This window comes from Photobacterium sp. DNB23_23_1, from assembly GCF_052873815.1.
The window spans coordinates 37637-56647 of the sequence record NZ_JBNNXT010000002.1 but is presented as its reverse complement, the minus strand read 5'-3'; the positions used below and the strand labels follow the sequence as shown (position 1 = coordinate 56647).

Here is a 19011-nt window from a genome sequence, read left to right as displayed (position 1 = left end):
TGATGTTTGTCTTGTTATCTGTCTTGTGAATAAAGTTTTAGTGATCAATGCCCCGTAATCATAACTGATTTGTGTGTTTTATACTCAATATGTTGTACTTTTCATATGTAGCATCAGTGAACATAAGAACAGGTGATTGTGGATGCATTATTCGATTTCTAACATAAAAAGCCTAAATAAAGCATTAATTGGCAATGCTTTAATTGTGCTAAATGTTCTGCTGGTGTTCATATGTTATGATGCTTTCTTAGTTTAACTTAATGATTTTTAAGGCAATGTGGTTTATTTAGGCTGTTTTTCTGCTGGTGTATAACGATTCAAGGTTTTTGATTCTAAGACATAATAAGTAAGAGAAGAGTATATGAATATGCGAGATAGATTGACAATTAATACAGCGATATTTGATGGGCATGATTTAGATGAGAGTTTAGGTGTAATCAAAAGCCTAGGTGTTAAAAATGTTGAGCTTGCTTTAAATCAAGGATATGTTGGAACTATCGACGACTATATGTTTTCTGATGAGCATGCGATCGAATTGAAAGAAAAGTTTGAAAAGCATGAGCTAAATAGTTTTGCTTTAGGTTGTACAATGGATTTAGCATCGGATGATGCTATTAATCAGTTTAATAAAAGAATAGCCTTTGCAAATAAACTTGGTATCACTTATCTAAACACATGCACGACTAAAAAATATAAAAGAGAACTACTGGTAAATAATCTAAAAATACTAGTTGAAAATGCTGAAAAAAATGACTGTATAATTTGTTTGGAAAATGGTGGTGACTCAAACTTTGATGCATTCTCAACATTGAGTGACGGTATTGATATTATCAATGAAGTAGGAAGCGACTTTTTAGCCCTAAATTTTGATCCCGGAAATACGAAGTCACTTTTACCAGAAATAGATCCAGTTGAACAAGCAATTAGTTCATTACCTTACTGTAAACATTTTCATGTAAAAGACGTTATTTATAAAAATGAGGAATATAACTTCCCTGCAATTGGTAAAGGCATTATCGATTACTCAAAGATTATAAGTGAAATTAAGAATGGGAACTTATATTTTAGCTTGGAAATACCACTAAGAATGCATAGAGATTCAAAAGCTAACGCTATAAGAAGTCCTGAACTTGTCGAGATAGGAAGAATAAGAGAAACATTAGAAGAATCTATCAACTATATTAATGCAATATAAATTATCTATTTAAATTAACGTGAAAAGTTATAGGTTTTTATTAACCAACCTGTAAATGGAAGGATATAATTATGAAAGATATGAATATCGTAATAACTGGTGGTGCAGGATTTTTAGGTAGTATGTTGACGACTTCTTTACTTCGTGACTATAGTTCAGATATAAAATCTATTACGGTGGTTGATCAGCTACCAGCAAAAAAAAATAATTTAGATACTAAAAAAGTCAAATTTGCTATTGCAGATATTACTGTTCCAGAACAGGTAGAACCTTTAATTACCAAAGAAACGACGCATGTATTTCATCTTGCAGCTATAGTTTCTAGTCATGCAGAAGAAGATTTTGATCTAGGTGTAAAGGTTAACTTACATGCGACACAAATATTACTTGAAAGGTGTAGGCAAGTAAATAAAGATATCAGGTTTGTGTTCTCAAGTTCATTGGCTGTTTTTGGTGGTGATCTTCCAAATAAAATTATGCCTATGACCGCTACCCAACCAAATAATTCATATGGTGCTCAAAAGGCCATGTGTGAGTTATTGATTAATGATTATGGTCGGCGTTCAATTGTTGATGCTGTTGCAGTTAGGTTACCAACAATTTGCATAAGGCCTGGAGTGGCAAATAAAGCGGCATCTTCGTTTGTTAGTGGTATTGTTCGTGAGCCATTAAAAAGAGAAAAAACAAACTGCCCTGTAAATATGAACCTTCCTATTTGGATCTCAAGTCCAGAAACAGTGATTAGTAATATTATTCATGCTGGGATGCTATCAATTGATAAAACTATAAAATTTAGAGTCTTTAATCTACCTGGTATTGCGGTAACCTCTAAAGTGATGATAGATAGTCTAAGTAGTACTGCTGGTAAAGAATATTTGAATTATATTTCAAATGATATAGATCCATTCATTTCAGAATTTATGGATAATTTACCTAAATCTTTTGATAATAGTAAGGAACTATCACTAGGTTTTAACGTTGATAAATGCTTTAAAACGATACTTGAGTCATACGTAAATAAGCATACAGATATTCAACTAGAAGAGCCAGTTCTTTAATATTTATAATGGAGAGTACTAATGAATAAATTTATAAAATTCCTTGTTCCTATTGCTGCACTTTTTAGTTGTATATCCTTTGCCGCTAATACGACACTAAGTGTTGGTCACGGATCGCCGGTGACGAGCCCTCATCATGAAGCATGGAAGTTCTTTAAGGAAAAAGTTGAAAAAGAGTCAAATGGTGAAATAAAAGTCACAATTTTTCCAGCCACACAAATGGGTGAAGAAAGAGAGCTTCTAGAATTAGTGCAAATGGGCACACTTGATATGGTCGGTTCTAATGTTGCTGTATTAGGTGGATGGGATAAAGCGTTTAGTGCATCTGAACTACCTTATGTTTTTCCTAATCGTGAGGTAGCACTGAATGTTTTAAACGGTGACTATGGCCAATTCTTATTTACAAGATTAGATGATCTTGGTATTACAGGATTAGGGTGGTTTGAAAATGGTTTCAGGCACATTACAAATAGTCGCCGTCCAATATATGAACCGTCCGATTTACAGGGCTTAAAAGTTCGAACAATGCAAGTAGATTCACATATGGCAGCCTTTAAAAAGTTAGGGGCAAATCCAACACCAATGGTTTTTGGTGAAGTATACTCAGCTATTCAACAAAAAGTTGTTGATGGGCAAGAAAATCCTTTTTCGCTTATTGTTGGTAATAAGTTCTATGAAGTAGCACCTTATATTAGTCTAACTAATCATGTGTATAGTACACATATAGTAGGTATTAATCCTGTCAAATACAATTCACTACCACAAGAGTACCAACAGTTGATTCAATCAGCAGTTCTTGAAGCTGAGGTTCATCAGCAAGAAGTTATTGCGCAAGAAGAAAAAGAGTACATTAACTTTCTTGAGTCTCAAGGTGCAAAAGTAAATTATCTTACTCGTGAGCAAAACCAAATGTTTATAGATTCTATTAGTGAAATTGAAGATGATCTAAAACAAATGGTTGGTGTCGATGCGTACAATGTTTTGATGAAGAATGTAGAAAAAGAAATGAACAAAAGTTAAATATACATATTTAACGAGTTAACATTTTGCCCTCTTTGCAATAGAGAAAACCTCTTAAGAGGGCAAAAGAAATATCTACATGTTAACTATCTGAGTTTTATTAAAATTAAATATATTCAAGGATGATATTTATGGAAAGGTTAAAATATTTGTATGATAACTTAGAACGCTATTTTCTTATTTCCTCATTATTTATCATGTTTGTTTTGATCATTACTCAGGTTTTCATGAGATATATAATGCAAAGCTCACTGCCATGGTCAGAAGAACTAGTTAGATGGATTTTTGTATGGTTTATATGGGTTGGTATAAGTTATGGTTTTAAGACTAGAAAACATATATCAGTAACGGTTATTGTTGACAAAATACCATTAAAGTATAAAAAAATAGTTCAAATTTTATTTCAAGTTCTCATGTTGATATTCTTTGTTAGGCTTGCTTATCTTGGCTATGGCCAAGCTTCAAGCCCATTCATATCTAAACAAAAATCTTTAGTTTTATATTGGTTTATTGGTGATGAAAAAGTATCAATGTTTTGGTTGTACATTTCGATGGTTATAGGTAGTGCACTTTCAGCAATTAGATTATTAGAAAGTATTTTATTAGATATCCATAGTTTACGGGGTTTTGATAAAAATCAAGCAGAGGAATTAATATAATGTTAACTTTAATGCTTTTTTTAGTATTTATAATAACAGTCATTTTTGGTGTCCCTGTAGGCGTCTGTTTGGGAATGGCTTCTCTTGCAGCGGTTGAGTTAGTTTCTGGTGCTCCAGGTTCTGTTATTATAACAAAAGGTATGATTACTGGTGGTAACAACTTTCCTTTGATTGCTGTTCCTATGTTTATTTTAGCTGGCGACATCATGCAAACTGGTGGGTTGTCAAAGAGAATAATATCTTCTGTTGCTATCCTTGTTGGTAGACTTACGGCTGGACTGACATATGTAAATATACTTGCATCTGCATTTTTTGCTGCGATTTCTGGCTCATCTCCTGCTACTGTTGCCGCAATCGGTGGTAACATGATTCCAGAAATGGAAGTTAGAGGCTATCAACGAAAATTTTCAGCTGCATTGACTGCTGCTTCAGGTATGTTAGGGGTAATGATACCACCTTCGATACCATTCATTATTTATGGTATTACTGCTAATGAGTCTATCGGTGATTTATTTCTAGCCGGCTTAATTCCTGGGCTTATCTTTGCCACAGGATACATTATTGTAGCAAGATATTGCGTTAAGAGGGGGAAAGCTTTCGAAGGTGATGGTGTTACTGATGAGTTCATTCAAGATAATAATTTAAAGGATGAAAGTACTTCCGGTGTAGATAAAAAAGAAAAGAGTAGTTTTTGGGCTTTAATGGTTCCTGTTATTATTTTAGGCGGAATTTATGGAGGTGTTTTCACTCCAACTGAAGCTGCGGCAGTAGCTGTAGGTTATGCATTAATTATTAGCTTGTTTGTATATAAAGAAATAACACTTAAAGATATACCAAGTATACTAACCAAAAGTAGCCTTACTTCTGTTACGTGCTTAGTTATGGTAGTTATGGCTTTTGCCTTTGGTCGCCTTTTAACCATAGAACAGATCCCTAACGCTGTCGCAGGTTTCATTACAGCTATTTCTGATAATAAAATTGTCATTATTTTACTAATTAATGTTCTCCTTATATTAGTTGGTATGTTTATGGACACTACAGCCGCAATAATTATACTAACACCAATATTGCTTCCCATAGCGGTTAAGGTTGGAATAGATCCTATTCACTTTGGTGTCATAATTACATGTAATCTGGCTATAGGATTTTGTACACCCCCTCTAGGTATTAATATTTTTGTTGCGAGTAGTATAAGTGGTTTGAGTATAGAAAAAATAATTGATGCCATCTTGCCTTTCCTAGTTTCAATGTTTATATCTTTAGTTATTGTTAGTTATGCGCCTTCAGTCTCAACCTTTCTTCCCAACTTGATGAGTCGCTAATGTCTTTATATGGATAGTGTTGAGGGGTAGGGTGCGTTTTTAAAATATCATTTATCGACAATGAGGTGATCGGAGCGATCACCTCATTTTTTTCAATACTTACACCATAAATAATTTTGCGGAATGACACGTTATCGTTAACGTATCATGAACTTTTGTTGTGTAGGTTGACATTAGTTGCTTAATTTAAAGGTGCCATGTGTTCTATCCTGCTCGACTCTCTCTGATTCGACTCAAAATAGCGAAATTATGTGATCTTTTCGTTGTGTTCATAATATTTACCTTGTTCATATGTTCACTCCTGCTATTATTCATGTGTACACTATGTGAACAAATGTTGGAGGCGATATGAAAATTGCAATTGGCTGTGATGATGCCGCGACTGAGTTAAAAACAATCATCACACAACACCTTGAATCATTACAAATTGACGTTACTGACTATAACGAAGGTCATGAAGCGTCAGAGCCTTACGCTGATATTGCAGCGCGTGTTGCGCTGGCGGTACGAGACGGTGATCCTGAACGAGGCATTATCTTGTGCGGAACAGGTATTGGTGTTTGCATTATGGCTAATAAGATCAGTGGTATCCGTGCTGCACTTTGCCACGATACGTTTTCTGCCGAACGAGCTCAACTTAGCAACAACGCTCAGATTATTACGATGGGGTCGCGTGTCATCGGCCCGGAATTGGCGAAAAGAATTGTATCTACATGGTTATCTTGTGAATTTGTTGATGGACCGTCGACCCATAAAGTCAATCGAATCGATGAATTGGAACGAGAAAATGCCGTTAACTTAACAGAAAAAGCATGAAGTTAAGTTAGGTTTGATTATGAAATAGGCTGTCACGGTTTTTTGTACATATGAGTGATATTAATCATATGTACAGAGCATAACGATAAGGAAGTAGCAATGCGGAAGCCAAAGAAACTGATCAACGAACCACTAAACGTTGCCAAGGAACAACTTGAAGGATTAGTCGAAGCCACTCATGGCCAGTTGGAATATGTTGAAGGTGTCAGTGCCGTAATTCGTAGCGATATGCCGCAAGGTAAAGTTGCGATCGTCACAGGTGGTGGCAGTGGCCATGAACCACTTTTTGCCGGTTATGTCGGTCATGGCCTTGCAGATGCCGCTGCATTGGGGGATATATTTGCTGCGCCTGCTCCCAATATCATCTTGAAAGCGACAGAAGTCGCTGATCAAGGCAAGGGGGTCATTTATATCTATGGTAATTATGCTGGCGATAATATGAATTTTGATATTGCTGCTGAACTTGCTGATGATGATGATATTCGTACGCACACAGTTCGCGTATGGGACGATATTGCCTCTGCGCCATTAGAGAACATAAAAGAGCGACGTGGTGTTGCGGGTGATGTGTTCGTACTTAAGATTGCTGGTGCAGCCTCTGAGTGTTATGACGACTTCGATAAAGTGGTTGCAGTAACAGAGAAGGCTAGAGATAACACTCGCTCTATCGGGGTTGCACTTTCTGCGGGTTCGGTTCCGCAAACAAATACTTTCACATTTGAACTACCAGCCGATGAGATTGAAATCGGAATGGGCCTCCATGGTGAGCCAGGTGTTGCACGACGTAAAATGAAATCGGCAGATCTTGTTGTCGATGAATTGATGCAACAGCTGCTCGATGATTTACCTTTCTCCTCTGGTGATGAAGTTTGCTTGCTTATTAATAATCTAGGTGCATCAACATATATGGAAATGCTGATCGCCAATCGCCGAGTGGCTGAGATTTGTCGCAATCAGGGTATCAAAGTTTATGACACTCTCATTGGTGGTTATTGTACGTCTCAAGAAATGTCAGGTTTGTCTATTACCATGCTCAAGCTAGACGATGAACTAAAAGCCCTTTATGACCAGCCTTGTCATTCATTTGCTTTAAGGAAATAAGTTATGAACGTGACGCAATTAGTAGAAATGATGAAATTTGTCGCCAGCGAGATGGTGAAAAGTGAACCAATGTTGACTAAGTTCGATCAGGCTATCGGTGATGGTGATCATGGAATTGGTATGGAAAGGGGGTTTGTTGCCGTCGAGGAACTGCTAGCATCTTCACCGGAATACGCTGATGTTTCGGAAGCGTTTAAGGCTATCGGTACAACCATGATGGCATCAATGGGGGGCGCATCAGGCGCTATCTTCGGTACGCTTTTCCGTTCTGGCGCTAAGGCGATTAAAGGCGAGAAGACGCTAACAACACCGGTGCTATTAGCATTCCTGGATGCTGGCTTGGAAGCCATCTACAAGCGTGGCGGCGCGAACCCTGGTGATAAGACCATGATTGATGCCTTGGTTCCTGCGATTGAATCACTGCGCCAGACCCAGCCTGCTGACTTTGAACAAGATCTTCAAAATGCAGCAGATGCCTCTTATCGAGGTATGCTGTCAACCAAAGATATGATTGCGACAACCGGTAAGGCAAAAACGCTGGGTGAGCGTTCCCTTGGTCACCCTGACCCTGGTGCGATGTCAATGTCCTTGATCCTCAAGTTCATGGCTGATCATTGCAATGAGGCTGTGGCAGTATGAAGAAAGTTTGGATTGGTACAAGTTGGAAAATGAACGGTAATGCTGCCCATACGGCAGCTTATCTCGAGACACTGTTAGCAAAGGTTGAGCAGTACACAGATACTATCCAACCCTTTATCATTCCGCCATTCCCATATTTACAACAGGCCAGTCAGCAAGTACAGGGATCGGCAGTAAAACTTGGTTCACAGAACGTGGCCCACCTCCCATCGGGTGCTTTTACTGGTGAAGTCGCTGCACCAATGCTGAAAGAGTTTGGTGTTAGTGTCGTGGAGATGGGTCACTCAGAGCGGCGAAGTTTATTTGGTGAAACAGATGATTTTGTCAATCAAAAAGTCCATCAGGTACTCAACCAGGGTATGCAGCCTTTAGTATGTGTTGGCGATACTGCTGATGAGAAGCGTTGGAGTGTCTCTTCCGAATCAGTTGTAAGGCAAGTTAAAATTGCGCTTCATGGTGTATCAGATGCGGATGTTAGCAAGGTGCTTATCGCCTATGAGCCGGTATGGGCCATTGGTGAGCATGGGGTACCAGCCAGCGCAGAAGAGGCCGCTGTCATTCACACCGAAATTAAGAATAGGCTCGTTGAGCAACGTCCGGGTTTATCACGCGATGCCATCACCGTGATTTATGGCGGAAGTGTCAATCATAGTAACGCCGCGGAGTTGCTGGCTAAGGATGATGTTGACGGTCTCTTTATTGGCCGCTCTGCCTGGCAAGTTGAAGGTTATCTTCAAATTTTAGATATCGCCCACCAGCGATAAGGGGGATGTATGAATACGTTTTGTGTTAGTACAGCGTCGTATTCGGGTTACTCACTACCAGAAGCCCTAGCTTCTATTGAGCGGCTAGGGGAGAGAAATGTTGAGTTTGTGGCAGATCAGCTGTTAGCCCATGGCGAGCTAGATGTGTCAGCTGATTTTGTAAAAGAGGCTTTTCTCACAACAGATCTACATTGTCACTCTGTAGCAATAACCAATGAAACATTAGATTTTAGTGGCCACGCTGAAATTCAATCTTTGGTTACTTTCAGTCAACACGTTGGTGCCAAAGTTTTAGTACTCCCAGTCCCTGCGAATGATGTCATGCCTGATCTACTTGCTAATATTCAGTTCGTTAGCGAGCAATTTCCTAATAGCATTAAAATCTTGCTTGAAAATCGCGGGGATCAAATTGAGTGCGTTGTTCGTGGCGAGCTTGAATTCGAGCGTGTTGTTGCAATGCTGGAGAAAAAGGGGGTGGCCTTTGCTTATAATCCAGCGAATCTATTCTCTAATCAGCCGGGAGTAGATCTATTGCGTCATGCTTATTCATTGGTAAAAAATGCTGATTACCTTGTTGCTCAAGATAGTGTGATCAAAAATCGCCACTACTTACCTGTGCCTGTAGGAAAAGGGATCTGTCGATATGACGAGCTATTTGAACGCTTCCCATCAATGATAGAAAGCCGTTCAATCTCTATTAGGTATCCACATCGGCTTTACCGAAATTGTCATGGTGAGTATGGTTATCGGAACGTGAATATGTCGATTCCTGAGTTGGAAAAGCAGTTAATGCAGTCTATTTCTGATATCCGAATGGATATTAGTGAGAGCAAATTGCGACATTAATACCCATCATCCTCAACACCGGGGATAGTCTACCACTACATTGGTTGTTGACTCCCCGGCGGTTGAGTTACTTATTATTGCTGTCTTTAGGACTATTTTTAAGTTCGGCTTCTTTTATACTTTCGTCACTCTCTTTTTTATCCAGTTCCTCTTTTTCTTTTTGAGCTTCTTGCTCTTCTAGAATGGCTTTAGGCGTCGACTTCTCTTTTTTTGCTATGCGGTATGCCATAGCGAGACCAAAAGAGGAATTTTCATCTGTCACCAGTTCTTCGAGTGCTTTGCTATCTACTTGATCGAATTGTCCCATATCACTGGCTGTGCGATTGGATTTTCCTATTACTTCATCGTCAGGCAGATCAATCATGATGGTGGCCGCCTCTGTAAGAGCGGTGGCATATTCTTCAGGATCGTTGAGGTCATAATCGGAGATTTCCATATGCTGGCGAATTTCAAGAGCCCAATTTAACGCCAGGAATGGAATGGTAGCTGTTTTATTGTCCTTGCCATTGGGTTTTGGTGGCGTATAGCTAATTCCATTGAGAAAATGAACCAATGAGAGGTATTTGTCGTGCTTAAGCTGTTTCATACCTATGTATTCGGGTAGGTCTTTAGTTTTTATTTTTTCGCCTTTCTCATTGACTAACCATACCTCGTTATCATTGTTCATTTCTGCCCAGAAGTCCTCACCAGAGCCGAGTAGGTTATGGTTTACTTTCACCGTAATTGGAACGCTGGTGCCGCCATTTGGCATCCCCCAGAATGTCGACAGCATGGTCAACCCTTCTGTCAGGTAGAGAATACCTTCATCAGGGCCGACGACAACGGCGCTTAGCGCATCTTTGTCCTGCGCCGTCTTACCTGAACATTGATAAGTCTCAGGGTCTGTCGGCATGGAATTTTCATCCCATTTCTGTACCGCTTTAGCACCATTTAACCGACAGAGATCGTTGTACATATTTTTCAAGTCGGCTTTGTAGCGCTGGAGGTTGGCATAGATTTGGTCATAGTCTAGGACTGCTTGGGTTGGTAGCAATTGATCAAGAGTGACAGTAATGGTGTCACCGTTTTCAAGCTCGCTGTAATTGACCTTTTCGGCGTACGTTGGAAAAGGGGTACAAATAATTGCACTAAGAATAAGAGAGCAAAAACGCTGACGATACATAAACACAGCCTCTGACCATTTTTACAACAGTTTAGCAAAGCTAAGCCGATCTATTTGTTTCATCAATGAGTGGGATAGGCACAGCAGGCGAAGTTGCCTGCTGGTATGTCGTCAATAATCTTGAGGGAAGCGGTTATATGCCAAGCTCGTCGAGCAGGTCTAGACCGACCTGAGCGGTTGTTGATACTTGTTTGGACGGTGTACGAGAGTTATGTTGTGTAGCCTCGATGATGAGATCGGGGTCGCACACTTCATGTTGGTCAAACTCTTCCAGCTGGATGAATTCTGTTTTGTCCATGGCCAACTCTAAGTAGAAAATATTGTTCTTCTCGGTTGTGAAGCTTACTCGTCGCGCTTGTGGACGATCAAGATTCGTATCGACTGATAACAGTACTTGTTTGTTCAGAGCCAACATTTTGGGTTGATTCTGGGTAATTGATACCTGTAATTCACGGCGGATTTTTCCGGTAAAATCACCAACAACTTGGTTCATTAGCTCACCAAGTATATCTGCAACCTCGTCTGAAGAGTGGTGGATTGCGAGATCATCCGCCGACATGCCCATTTTCAGCATATAGTCTTGATACAGTTCTAAAGCAGCCTGATGCGAAAAGTTGGTTACAACAAGCCCGGTGAAGCCACCATCAAACAGAACAAAACACCCGATATCAGGCTTTAGGCTCGTTTTATTGATCTTTTGAACCATTGCCGAGTAACTGACTGGGCTATCGGTTGCCGCAGTCAGTACGGAGGAAAAGGACTGGCAAAGTTTTAGGAGGATATCGTCGGTGGTGATGACTTTGGTTTTTTTCATTGAGCTTTCGTGTTCTTAGAGAAAGAACGAAAGTGTGACATTTAAAGCGGAGAGTTGCACTGTAAATGGCTTAAGGATTGACGTAGTTCACTTTTTTACCCATTAGCCATTAATTTTTGTGTTGTTGGAGAATGCAAATCGGTTAAGCGAAGCGCTTTTCTAGATATTGGATAATATCATTTGATTCATACATCCATGTCACTTCACCTGATTTGTTCTCAATACGCAAGCAAGGCACTTTGCGCTTACCACCACCGTTGAGTAATGTCTGCTCGTTGTCTGGTTGTTTTGCATCAACGGTTTCTAGCGGCAGATTCATCTTTTTCGCTGCGCGGCGTACTTTGACACAAAATGGGCAAGATTCGAATTGGTATAGAGCCATTGATTCTAGTTCTTTATTTATTCGTCGCTGATCGTCATGAGCGCGTTGTTGGGGTTTCGGAGAGAAAACAGCGTTGAGCAATAGAATGAGCTTGCCAAGAAGTAGGCGAATAATTTTCATTATAATAATGTCCTTTTGAGATATCGTCCTTTTTATCATACCCGTTAATCAAAATGCAGAAAACCACACGAATGAAGAGGCTAATCTGTAATGCGTTATGATTTCGCTAAATTACTGAATTTATATATATCTATCAATTTTTATAAAGTAGATCCCTGTCACTAAGTGAATAATTTAATTCAGCTAAAAAATTTAAAGTTTAGATAAAAGCGTTATCATTATCGCTGTTGGTTAGCAATCTAGGTTATATCTTTGTGTCGCATAACAAAACAGTATTAATCTGTGATGACTCACGGCTCGTACACAGAGCAATTCAGAAGTTTTTCGGTGAATTCATCGACGTTACGTTGTACTTTGCAGATAACGGGAAACAAGCATTAGATTGTTTGGCTGAGAACGATATTGATGTGATGTTTCTTGATTTGACTATGCCAGTATTGGATGGTTTTGGTGTATTACAGCAACTCCCCGTCAATCAATATCCGACAAAAACGATTGTGCTTTCTGCTGATGTACAGCAACAGGCTATAGAACGTTGTGTTGATGCCGGGGCGAATTACTTTCTGGCTAAACCATTTTCGAAACAACAGCTATCCGCCACCTTAAAGAAACTAGGGGTTGTGCTTAATAATAAAGAGCAGCCCGTGTCTTTAGCCGTCGATCAGAATTCAAACAAAACTCCCGATGAAAGTGATTACCTCTATCAGTTTAAAGAAGTCGCTAACATTGCCTTAGGTAAAGGAGCGGCCATTATTTCTGATCACTGTGGAGAGTTCATCACTATGCCATTGCCTAATGTTGCGATGTTAGGGGCTGGAGATTTGGAAATGATGATCAGCAATCAGATTCAACGCCCAGACTCAACGCCGATTGCACAGCGTTTTGTGGGGGGGGGCATTCATGGTGAAGCATTGGTGTGCCTATATGGTCAAGATATAACTTTGTTTGGCAATCGACTGGGATTTAGCACATTCAACGGCAAACACAGTGAAGTCATGACAGATATTGCTAATTTGATGGTATCTTCCTTTTTGGTTTCCTTGTCTGAGCAGATGAATATCCCTTTTTCTATTCGTCAGCCCATCTGCCTTGAAGAGTATATGGTTAGAGGGTGTAGTGAAACGGCAAATAACGATCTCTTTACCATAGAGTACAGCTATCAATCTGAAAATCTGGATATGGCCTGCGATGTATTGTTTATGATGGAGAATGAATCGACACGAGTTATTAAGCGTTTTATGGAGACCCTATCGTGAATTATCCCGAGAGTTTATCTGATTTTCATCTTACTGTGCAGCTGATAGATAATATCGATGCGGGAGTCGTGATGCTTGATAGGGAGTACCGAGTAATGACTTGGAATACTTTCATGCAGGCTTATAGTGGGATCAGTGCTGATCAAATTATGGGAGAAAGCCTTTTTGAGGCAATGCCGGATTTACCGCAGGAATGGCTACAGAATAAAATCCAGTCCACATTTAAGCTCGGCACGCGCTCATTCAGTTGTTGGGAAGATAGACCTTACATTTTTAACTTCACCAATTTCAGCCCTGTGACGGGAGGAATGGAAGCCATGTACCAAAACATGACGCTGACTCCGCTTAAGGCGCTAGACGGTGAATACCGCCATATGTGTTTAACGATTACCGATGTATCGGATATTGCGAAAAGTAAGACGCATCTAAGGGAAAGCAATGCACAGCTGACTCATTTGAGCATTACAGATAAGCTGACCCAGTTGTATAACCGTGGGTATTGGGATTCATGTTTGGCTAATGAGTTTGACCGTTGCCGCCATACTCAGAGTGCGGCGAGTTTGGTGATGTTCGATATTGATCACTTTAAAAAGGTTAATGATACCTTTGGCCATATCGCCGGTGATGCGGTGATTAAGTCTATATCCAGCTTATTGAAAAAAGCAAAACGTCAATCTGATATTGCGGGTCGATACGGTGGTGAGGAGTTTGGTGTGATCCTCCCTGGAACGACGGCTGATTTAGCTCAGTACTTTACCGACCGATTGCGAAAGCGAATAGAAGAGTCGCTAGTGAAGGTAGATGTCCGAGATATCCGAGTAACTATCAGCTTGGGTGTCTGTGAGTGGGCTCCTTGGATGAGTTCTTACGAACAGTGGCTGGAATGTGCTGATAGTGCTCTGTATCAATCAAAGCGGCAAGGGCGAAACCGCTGTACACTCTACCAGCCAACAACGGAACAATGTGCTGCTATTCGCGAAATGTCGTAGAAAATTAAGGTAAAAATCATAATTCCAGCTATATTATCAGGCTGCTTTGTCATAAGATATTCTACAAAATTTCCTTTAAGCTATTACCGATAACAAGTGTATGCTGCTTAAACGATAATTGTGAATTTTAGTCAAGAATCAATGGAAGAGTAGATAGGATTATGGTTGTAGAATCTGAGGGTTATCACGCGCTTATTGAGTACTTTACAGAACACCTTTCTTTGTTTGAAAATGCAGAAGCAGAAGGGTGTGAAGAGACGGTTGAAGACGTAGTAACAGATATGATCGCAACCAATTTAATGACCGTTTTTTCGCAAAATCCAGATCTCGACGCTGACTTCCGCTTCAAACTAATGCAAGAAGCCGATGCGGTAATGGAAGACTTAAGTGAGGTGCTTGCTGGTGCTTGGAGCCGCTGTCCAACTAATGAGCAAGTACGCTTTCTTGAAGATTATGTTGGGCTGGTCAAAAACCTTTTTGACAGTGCGATAAGCCGATAAGCCGATAAGCCGATAAGCCGATAAGTCTAAAAAAGCAGTGCCTCGCTGCTTTTTTGTGTTTTACGCCGCTGCAATTATATCCCTCCCCAGTATTAAGCGGCCTATACGGTAATGTTTACTGTTATGTCCATTGATTTTATTGACGAAACTGACAATTGAAATCTAACTGTCATATTTGTTAAGTAAGTTTGTCATCGAAATGGTTAACCCCTAGTGACATGAAATTATTACGTTTCTGTTTTGCGGTTGACATATAACACCATGATACTGGCTGAACTCAATCAGGGATATGATCAGAATGAAAAACCAGCTGCGGGGCAAATCGCGTCTCTCCATCGTTGCCTCAATTCAAATTGTCTTTGTGTTGTTGGTCGCAACTGGCGGCTTACTTTCCTACTTTGGGAATAACGGCCTAAAAAATGTCGCACGAGAATTTGAGGTGCTGAGTCATCAAGCGTTACCTGTAACAATGAATAGCAGTGTTATTGTTCGGGCCTCTTTGCAGTCAGCTCAACGACTTGGTGAAATGATCAATAGCTCATCAGTTGAAGAGCTTGATATTGCTCATCAGGCATTCAATGAAGAGCAACAAGTGATGAGCATCGCCTTGAGTGAGCTGCAGCGGTTAGCCGAAGAAAATCAACTCGGTTGGTTGATCAATGATATTCGAACACTGAGTTCTCAAGCTGAGCTGACCGGGGCTGCTGCGGCCACTCTTTACCAATCTCAACAAGATATCTTAGTCAATCAAAGTAAGATTGAGTCAGACAAGGCTATGATGAACTATGCTGTGTCATCGGTAAGGGCAGAGATGAACCGTGTTGGTTCGGAGATCTTTGCCACAAATCTTGACGGCATCAATCATGTCTCCAATTTTGTCAATCATTCGTTGGAAATGGCCAGTCACTTAATGGCGTTGATGATGGAGCGAGATCTGTCGAAGGCCGAAGGGCTTGTTCATAGCCTGCAAAGTACCAATTTATCGGGTATGAATTATGCTTGGCGAGAAATGAACCGCCTTGATGCGAGTCTTTCTGAGTACACCAGTATCGTTGTACCGTTCACCATGGTGAAAGCGTTGTATGAAGATTCTGGTATTGTCGCCTTGCAGCTTGATACCCTGGCCCTGCAGGAAGAGCAAGCTGCCAAAGTACAAAATGCCCAGCAACAAATAGCATCAATGGCTAACCAGATTAATACGCTAACTGATGGTGCCAATAGCTTGGTGGAACAAGGAGAAAACGGAGTTATACAAGCCAGCGAAAATGCGATGACATTGTTCATTACTTTCAGCATCGCGGGCTTGGTGGTTGCTGTGCTTTCCAGTGCTTGGATTAGTCAATCTGTGAAACGTTCACTACAAAAAATTGACCGAGTGGTTGAGGCAACGAGTAAGGGGGATCTAACCGCTAAGGCAACGCAGGATGCACCTAAAGAGTTTGCTGTATTGGGTGGCTTGCTTAATCAATCTAACTTCAACAACAGCCAAACAATCGGCCAGTTGGTCGAGAACAGCCACCAGCTAAGTACGGCCTCGGAAACCAGCCAGAAAGCAGCGTCTCAATCCCGAATTGCGATTAAAGAACAAAGTGACGAGCTGGCAGCTATCGCGACTGCTATCACTCAGCTTGAGGTATCAATTAAAGAAATTGTTGCTAGTACCCAAGAGTCAGAGCATGAAGCCAAGCAAGCTAACGATATGGCCCAGCAGGGGGTGGATATTATCGATGAAAGTACGTCTCGTCTGCGCATGCTGGATGAACGGTTTGCTGTTAACGAAACACGCATGAAAGAATTAGATAGCCACGTTGATAAAATTACCGAAGTCGTGGCGTTGATCAGTGCTATTGCAGACAATACCAATTTACTGGCGTTGAATGCTGCGATAGAAGCAGCCCGTGCGGGTGAACAGGGCAGGGGATTTGCTGTTGTTGCCGATGAAGTTCGTAAACTCGCCAGTGAAACCAATATGCAAACCGCTTCAATCCGAAACACCATTAGCGAGCTTCACCGAGCAGCGAAAGATGTAAACGATGCAATGGTCGTCAGCCGGGAAGAGATGACATCATCAATTGATTTAAGCAGTGAGGTTCAGGCTTCAATCCACCAAATAAAATCAATTGTTGTGAGTATCAGTGACAAGGTCATTGCGATTTCGGCCGCCACGCAGCAGCAAGAAAATGCATCCATTGAAGTAGGATACAGTGTTGAGCAGGTGTCGTTGCAAGCTCAAACCAATAGCCGAGAACTCAAGACGCTGGTGGAACAGGCTGGTAGGGTATCGGATGTTGCGCACAAGCAGCAGGACTTGCTATCTAAGTACCGATTACAGTCCTGAAAGTGAATTTTGAGCTAGCTTGGGTATACAAACGCCAGTAGAATGCTGGCGTTTTTGGTTTTTAGGTGAAGCTTTCTATGCGTATCCATGCTGTTCATAAGTTATATGATGAGCGCCTTGCTCGTTCTACTCGTCCGTTCCTAGCCCGCGGCGGTAAAGTAGAGCGCTGCTTATTCTGTATGTTACGCAAGCATTTGTGTATTTGCTCCAGCAAGCCGGAAATTTCATCCAACGCCGCCTTTTTGTTGGTGATGTATGACGACGAGGTTCTCAAGCCAAGCAACACAGGCCGCTTGATAGCCGACTTGTTTGAAGATACCTATGCCTTCATTTGGTCACGGACTGAGCCGAACTCTGAGATGCTTGCCTTAGTGGAAGACCCACAGTGGCAGCCATATGTCGTTTTTCCTGCTGAGTATGCGGCTCCTGAGCGTGTTGCTGAGCGAGTTGAGATTGAGTCAGATAAGCGACCACTGTTTATCATGCTCGACGGCAGCTGGGCTGAAGCTAAGAAGATGTTTCGCAAGAGCCCTTACTTGAACCAGTTCCCGGTACTGTCTATCAATCCGGAGAAGCCCTCTCGCTACAAGGTACGTGAAGCCTCTAAAGAAAATCAGTTAGGGACCGCTGAAGTCGCAGCTCGTATTGTTGATCTCTATGGTGAGCAGAAAAATGCCGATGTATTGGATTTGTGGTTCGATGTGTTTCGCGAGAGCTACATGATTGGCAAGATGAACCGTGTATTACCAGACGACAATGCAATCAGCCAGTTACATGAGTACATGGGAACCTATGCATAACTGCACGTCGAATGTAAAAGAGTATTGCATTGTCTTCTAATTATGACATTTATTGATGTTTCTTTCAGCAAACGCGATAGGTAGCACCATACCACCCTGCTAAATCTGCACCTCGTCACAGTCTGTAGGTGTAGTTATGTGGATAATTTTTTCAGTTTCGTTTTTTTACTATTTTTTGGAGTGCAGGATGTACTACGGCTTTGATGTGGGTGGAACCAAAATTGAGTTTGGCGCGTTTAACGAAAAACTTGAGCGAGTAGCCACAGAGCGTGTGCCAACCCCGACTGGCGACTATGAGCTGTTAGTTGAGACTATCGCAAGTCTGGTCAATAAATACGATGCAGAGTATGGTTGCGAGGGCACTATCGGTTTAGGTCTACCAGGAATGGAAGATGCCGATGACGGTACTGTTCTCACCGTTAACGTGCCAGCAGCAAAAGGCAAGCCGCTACGTAAAGATCTTGAAGCGAAAATTGGTCGTTCGGTCAAAATTGAAAACGATGCAAACTGCTTCGCACTATCTGAAGCGTGGGATGAAGAGCTACAAGATGAGCCTTCAGTATTAGGCTTGATTTTGGGCACCGGTTTTGGTGGCGGCTTTATTTACGAAGGTAAGGTGTTCTCAGGCCGTAACCATGTTGCAGGTGAAGTAGGCCATACCCGACTCCCACTTGATGCATGGTTCCATTTAGGTGACAATGCGCCACTGCTTGGCTGTGGGTGTGACAAGAAAGGTTGTTTAGATAGTTACTTGTCTGGTCGTGGTTTCGAACTGCTGTATGCGCATTATTACGGTGAAGAAAAGAAAGCGATTGAGATCATCAAAGCCCATGCGGAAGGCGAAGCTAAAGCTGTTGAGCACGTAGAGCGTTTTATGGAGCTACTTGCTATCTGTTTTGCTAACCTATTTACTGCAACCGACCCACATGTTGTAGCACTGGGTGGTGGCCTTTCAAATTTTGAATTGATTTATGAAGAGATGCCTAAGCGCATTCCTAAGTATCTACTGTCTGTGGCGAAGTGCCCTAAGATCATCAAAGCAAAACACGGTGATTCCGGCGGTGTTCGCGGTGCTGCATTCCTGAATATTAAGTAAGATAGATACCCAAGTTAGTTGGGTAAAACGGCCGTTACTATTCGCTAATTCAAAAGCACCGCTCGGCGGTGCTTTTTTATCGTTTCACACTTCACCCGCTTTTTTGTTAAAATCCCGCCTCTTTTGAAAATTGT

19 protein-coding genes are annotated in these 19011 nt (G+C 41.2%); 16 read left to right on the top strand and 3 right to left on the bottom strand.

The annotated features are described in order from the left end of the window. Nucleotides 1–361 precede the first annotated feature (361 nt). The 10 genes from ACVA53_RS02180 (at nt 362) to ACVA53_RS02135 (ending at nt 9420) form a co-directional block, all read left to right on the top strand. A complete protein-coding gene (locus ACVA53_RS02180; RefSeq protein WP_446504420.1) occupies nt 362–1195 on the top strand; it encodes a sugar phosphate isomerase/epimerase family protein in 834 nt (277 codons plus the stop codon). Nucleotides 1196–1266: 71 nt separating this feature from the next. Next, complete coding sequence (denD, locus tag ACVA53_RS02175; RefSeq protein WP_446504419.1) at nt 1267–2253, top strand: D-erythronate dehydrogenase; 987 nt, start codon at nt 1267–1269, stop codon at nt 2251–2253. A gap of 21 nt (nt 2254–2274) precedes the next feature. Continuing rightward, on the top strand, nt 2275–3273 hold the full coding sequence (locus ACVA53_RS02170) for a TRAP transporter substrate-binding protein (RefSeq protein WP_446504418.1): 999 nt from the start codon (nt 2275–2277) through the stop codon (nt 3271–3273). 131 nt (nt 3274–3404) lie between these two features. Further along, nucleotides 3405–3932 carry a TRAP transporter small permease gene (locus tag ACVA53_RS02165; protein ID WP_446504417.1) on the top strand — a complete coding sequence of 176 codons (528 nt, stop codon included), beginning with the start codon at nt 3405–3407 and terminating at the stop codon, nt 3930–3932. Next, a complete protein-coding gene (locus ACVA53_RS02160) occupies nt 3932–5254 on the top strand; it encodes a TRAP transporter large permease (RefSeq protein WP_446504416.1) in 1323 nt (440 codons plus the stop codon). Before ACVA53_RS02165 ends, ACVA53_RS02160 begins: the two co-directional genes overlap by 1 nt. Nucleotides 5255–5602: 348 nt before the next feature. Beyond that, entirely contained in the window at nt 5603–6070 is a 468-nt protein-coding gene (locus tag ACVA53_RS02155; RefSeq protein WP_255043084.1) for an RpiB/LacA/LacB family sugar-phosphate isomerase, read from the top strand. A gap of 99 nt (nt 6071–6169) precedes the next feature. Beyond that, the gene (locus tag ACVA53_RS02150) at nt 6170–7171 is read left to right on the top strand and encodes a dihydroxyacetone kinase subunit DhaK (RefSeq protein ID WP_255043085.1); all 1002 of its coding nucleotides are present in this window, start codon (nt 6170–6172) and stop codon (nt 7169–7171) included. Between the two features lie 3 nt (nt 7172–7174). Next, nucleotides 7175–7810: a dihydroxyacetone kinase subunit DhaL gene (gene dhaL, locus ACVA53_RS02145; RefSeq protein WP_255043086.1), complete on the top strand. Its 636-nt coding sequence runs from the start codon at nt 7175–7177 to the stop codon at nt 7808–7810. Continuing rightward, nucleotides 7807–8574, top strand: coding sequence for a triose-phosphate isomerase (locus tag ACVA53_RS02140; protein WP_446504415.1), 768 nt, complete (start codon nt 7807–7809; stop codon nt 8572–8574). The genes dhaL and ACVA53_RS02140 overlap by 4 nt, the downstream gene beginning before the upstream one ends. Before the next feature lie 9 nt (nt 8575–8583). Beyond that, nucleotides 8584–9420: a hypothetical protein gene (locus tag ACVA53_RS02135; protein WP_255043089.1), complete on the top strand. Its 837-nt coding sequence runs from the start codon at nt 8584–8586 to the stop codon at nt 9418–9420. A 67-nt stretch (nt 9421–9487) separates the two neighbouring features. On the opposite strand, the gene ACVA53_RS02130 is transcribed toward ACVA53_RS02135, so the two are convergent. The 3 genes from ACVA53_RS02130 to ACVA53_RS02120 form a co-directional block, all read right to left on the bottom strand. After that, complete coding sequence (locus tag ACVA53_RS02130) at nt 9488–10582, bottom strand: ParB/Srx family N-terminal domain-containing protein (protein ID WP_446504414.1); 1095 nt, start codon at nt 10580–10582, stop codon at nt 9488–9490. A gap of 133 nt (nt 10583–10715) precedes the next feature. Then, nucleotides 10716–11396: a DUF3334 family protein gene (locus ACVA53_RS02125; RefSeq protein WP_446504413.1), complete on the bottom strand. Its 681-nt coding sequence runs from the start codon at nt 11394–11396 to the stop codon at nt 10716–10718. Nucleotides 11397–11538: 142 nt separating this feature from the next. Further along, nucleotides 11539–11898 carry a glutathione S-transferase N-terminal domain-containing protein gene (locus ACVA53_RS02120; protein WP_446504412.1) on the bottom strand — a complete coding sequence of 120 codons (360 nt, stop codon included), beginning with the start codon at nt 11896–11898 and terminating at the stop codon, nt 11539–11541. Between the two features lie 254 nt (nt 11899–12152). Between ACVA53_RS02120 and ACVA53_RS02115 the strand changes: the two genes are divergently transcribed. The 6 genes from ACVA53_RS02115 (at nt 12153) to nagK (ending at nt 18877) form a co-directional block, all read left to right on the top strand. Next, on the top strand, nt 12153–13154 hold the full coding sequence (locus ACVA53_RS02115; protein ID WP_446504411.1) for a response regulator: 1002 nt from the start codon (nt 12153–12155) through the stop codon (nt 13152–13154). Next, nucleotides 13151–14143 carry a sensor domain-containing diguanylate cyclase gene (locus tag ACVA53_RS02110; protein ID WP_255043095.1) on the top strand — a complete coding sequence of 331 codons (993 nt, stop codon included), beginning with the start codon at nt 13151–13153 and terminating at the stop codon, nt 14141–14143. The genes ACVA53_RS02115 and ACVA53_RS02110 overlap by 4 nt, the downstream gene beginning before the upstream one ends. A gap of 161 nt (nt 14144–14304) precedes the next feature. Next, a complete protein-coding gene (locus ACVA53_RS02105) occupies nt 14305–14643 on the top strand; it encodes a DUF3802 family protein (protein ID WP_255043096.1) in 339 nt (112 codons plus the stop codon). A gap of 298 nt (nt 14644–14941) precedes the next feature. After that, entirely contained in the window at nt 14942–16981 is a 2040-nt protein-coding gene (locus ACVA53_RS02100) for a methyl-accepting chemotaxis protein (RefSeq protein WP_446504410.1), read from the top strand. Nucleotides 16982–17058: 77 nt separating this feature from the next. Next, nucleotides 17059–17781 (top strand): tRNA-uridine aminocarboxypropyltransferase, encoded by a 723-nt coding sequence (locus ACVA53_RS02095; protein ID WP_255043098.1) that lies wholly within the window; start codon nt 17059–17061, stop codon nt 17779–17781. A 187-nt stretch (nt 17782–17968) separates the two neighbouring features. Beyond that, nucleotides 17969–18877 (top strand): N-acetylglucosamine kinase, encoded by a 909-nt coding sequence (gene nagK, locus ACVA53_RS02090; RefSeq protein WP_255043099.1) that lies wholly within the window; start codon nt 17969–17971, stop codon nt 18875–18877. Nucleotides 18878–19011: the final 134 nt, after the last annotated feature.

What these genes read in the sequence shown, in the direction of transcription:
- ACVA53_RS02180 (WP_446504420.1), top strand. Translation starts at nt 362, where the DNA reads ATGAATATGCGAGATAGATTGACAATTAATACAGCGATATTTGATGGG.
- denD (WP_446504419.1), top strand. Translation starts at nt 1,267, where the DNA reads ATGAAAGATATGAATATCGTAATAACTGGTGGTGCAGGATTTTTAGGT.
- ACVA53_RS02170 (WP_446504418.1), top strand. Translation starts at nt 2,275, where the DNA reads ATGAATAAATTTATAAAATTCCTTGTTCCTATTGCTGCACTTTTTAGT.
- ACVA53_RS02165 (WP_446504417.1), top strand. Translation starts at nt 3,405, where the DNA reads ATGGAAAGGTTAAAATATTTGTATGATAACTTAGAACGCTATTTTCTT.
- ACVA53_RS02160 (WP_446504416.1), top strand. Translation starts at nt 3,932, where the DNA reads ATGTTAACTTTAATGCTTTTTTTAGTATTTATAATAACAGTCATTTTT.
- ACVA53_RS02155 (WP_255043084.1), top strand. Translation starts at nt 5,603, where the DNA reads ATGAAAATTGCAATTGGCTGTGATGATGCCGCGACTGAGTTAAAAACA.
- ACVA53_RS02150 (WP_255043085.1), top strand. Translation starts at nt 6,170, where the DNA reads ATGCGGAAGCCAAAGAAACTGATCAACGAACCACTAAACGTTGCCAAG.
- dhaL (WP_255043086.1), top strand. Translation starts at nt 7,175, where the DNA reads ATGAACGTGACGCAATTAGTAGAAATGATGAAATTTGTCGCCAGCGAG.
- ACVA53_RS02140 (WP_446504415.1), top strand. Translation starts at nt 7,807, where the DNA reads ATGAAGAAAGTTTGGATTGGTACAAGTTGGAAAATGAACGGTAATGCT.
- ACVA53_RS02135 (WP_255043089.1), top strand. Translation starts at nt 8,584, where the DNA reads ATGAATACGTTTTGTGTTAGTACAGCGTCGTATTCGGGTTACTCACTA.
- ACVA53_RS02130 (WP_446504414.1), bottom strand. Translation starts at nt 10,582, where the DNA reads ATGTATCGTCAGCGTTTTTGCTCTCTTATTCTTAGTGCAATTATTTGT.
- ACVA53_RS02125 (WP_446504413.1), bottom strand. Translation starts at nt 11,396, where the DNA reads ATGAAAAAAACCAAAGTCATCACCACCGACGATATCCTCCTAAAACTT.
- ACVA53_RS02120 (WP_446504412.1), bottom strand. Translation starts at nt 11,898, where the DNA reads ATGAAAATTATTCGCCTACTTCTTGGCAAGCTCATTCTATTGCTCAAC.
- ACVA53_RS02105 (WP_255043096.1), top strand. Translation starts at nt 14,305, where the DNA reads ATGGTTGTAGAATCTGAGGGTTATCACGCGCTTATTGAGTACTTTACA.
- ACVA53_RS02100 (WP_446504410.1), top strand. Translation starts at nt 14,942, where the DNA reads ATGAAAAACCAGCTGCGGGGCAAATCGCGTCTCTCCATCGTTGCCTCA.
- ACVA53_RS02095 (WP_255043098.1), top strand. Translation starts at nt 17,059, where the DNA reads ATGCGTATCCATGCTGTTCATAAGTTATATGATGAGCGCCTTGCTCGT.
- nagK (WP_255043099.1), top strand. Translation starts at nt 17,969, where the DNA reads ATGTACTACGGCTTTGATGTGGGTGGAACCAAAATTGAGTTTGGCGCG.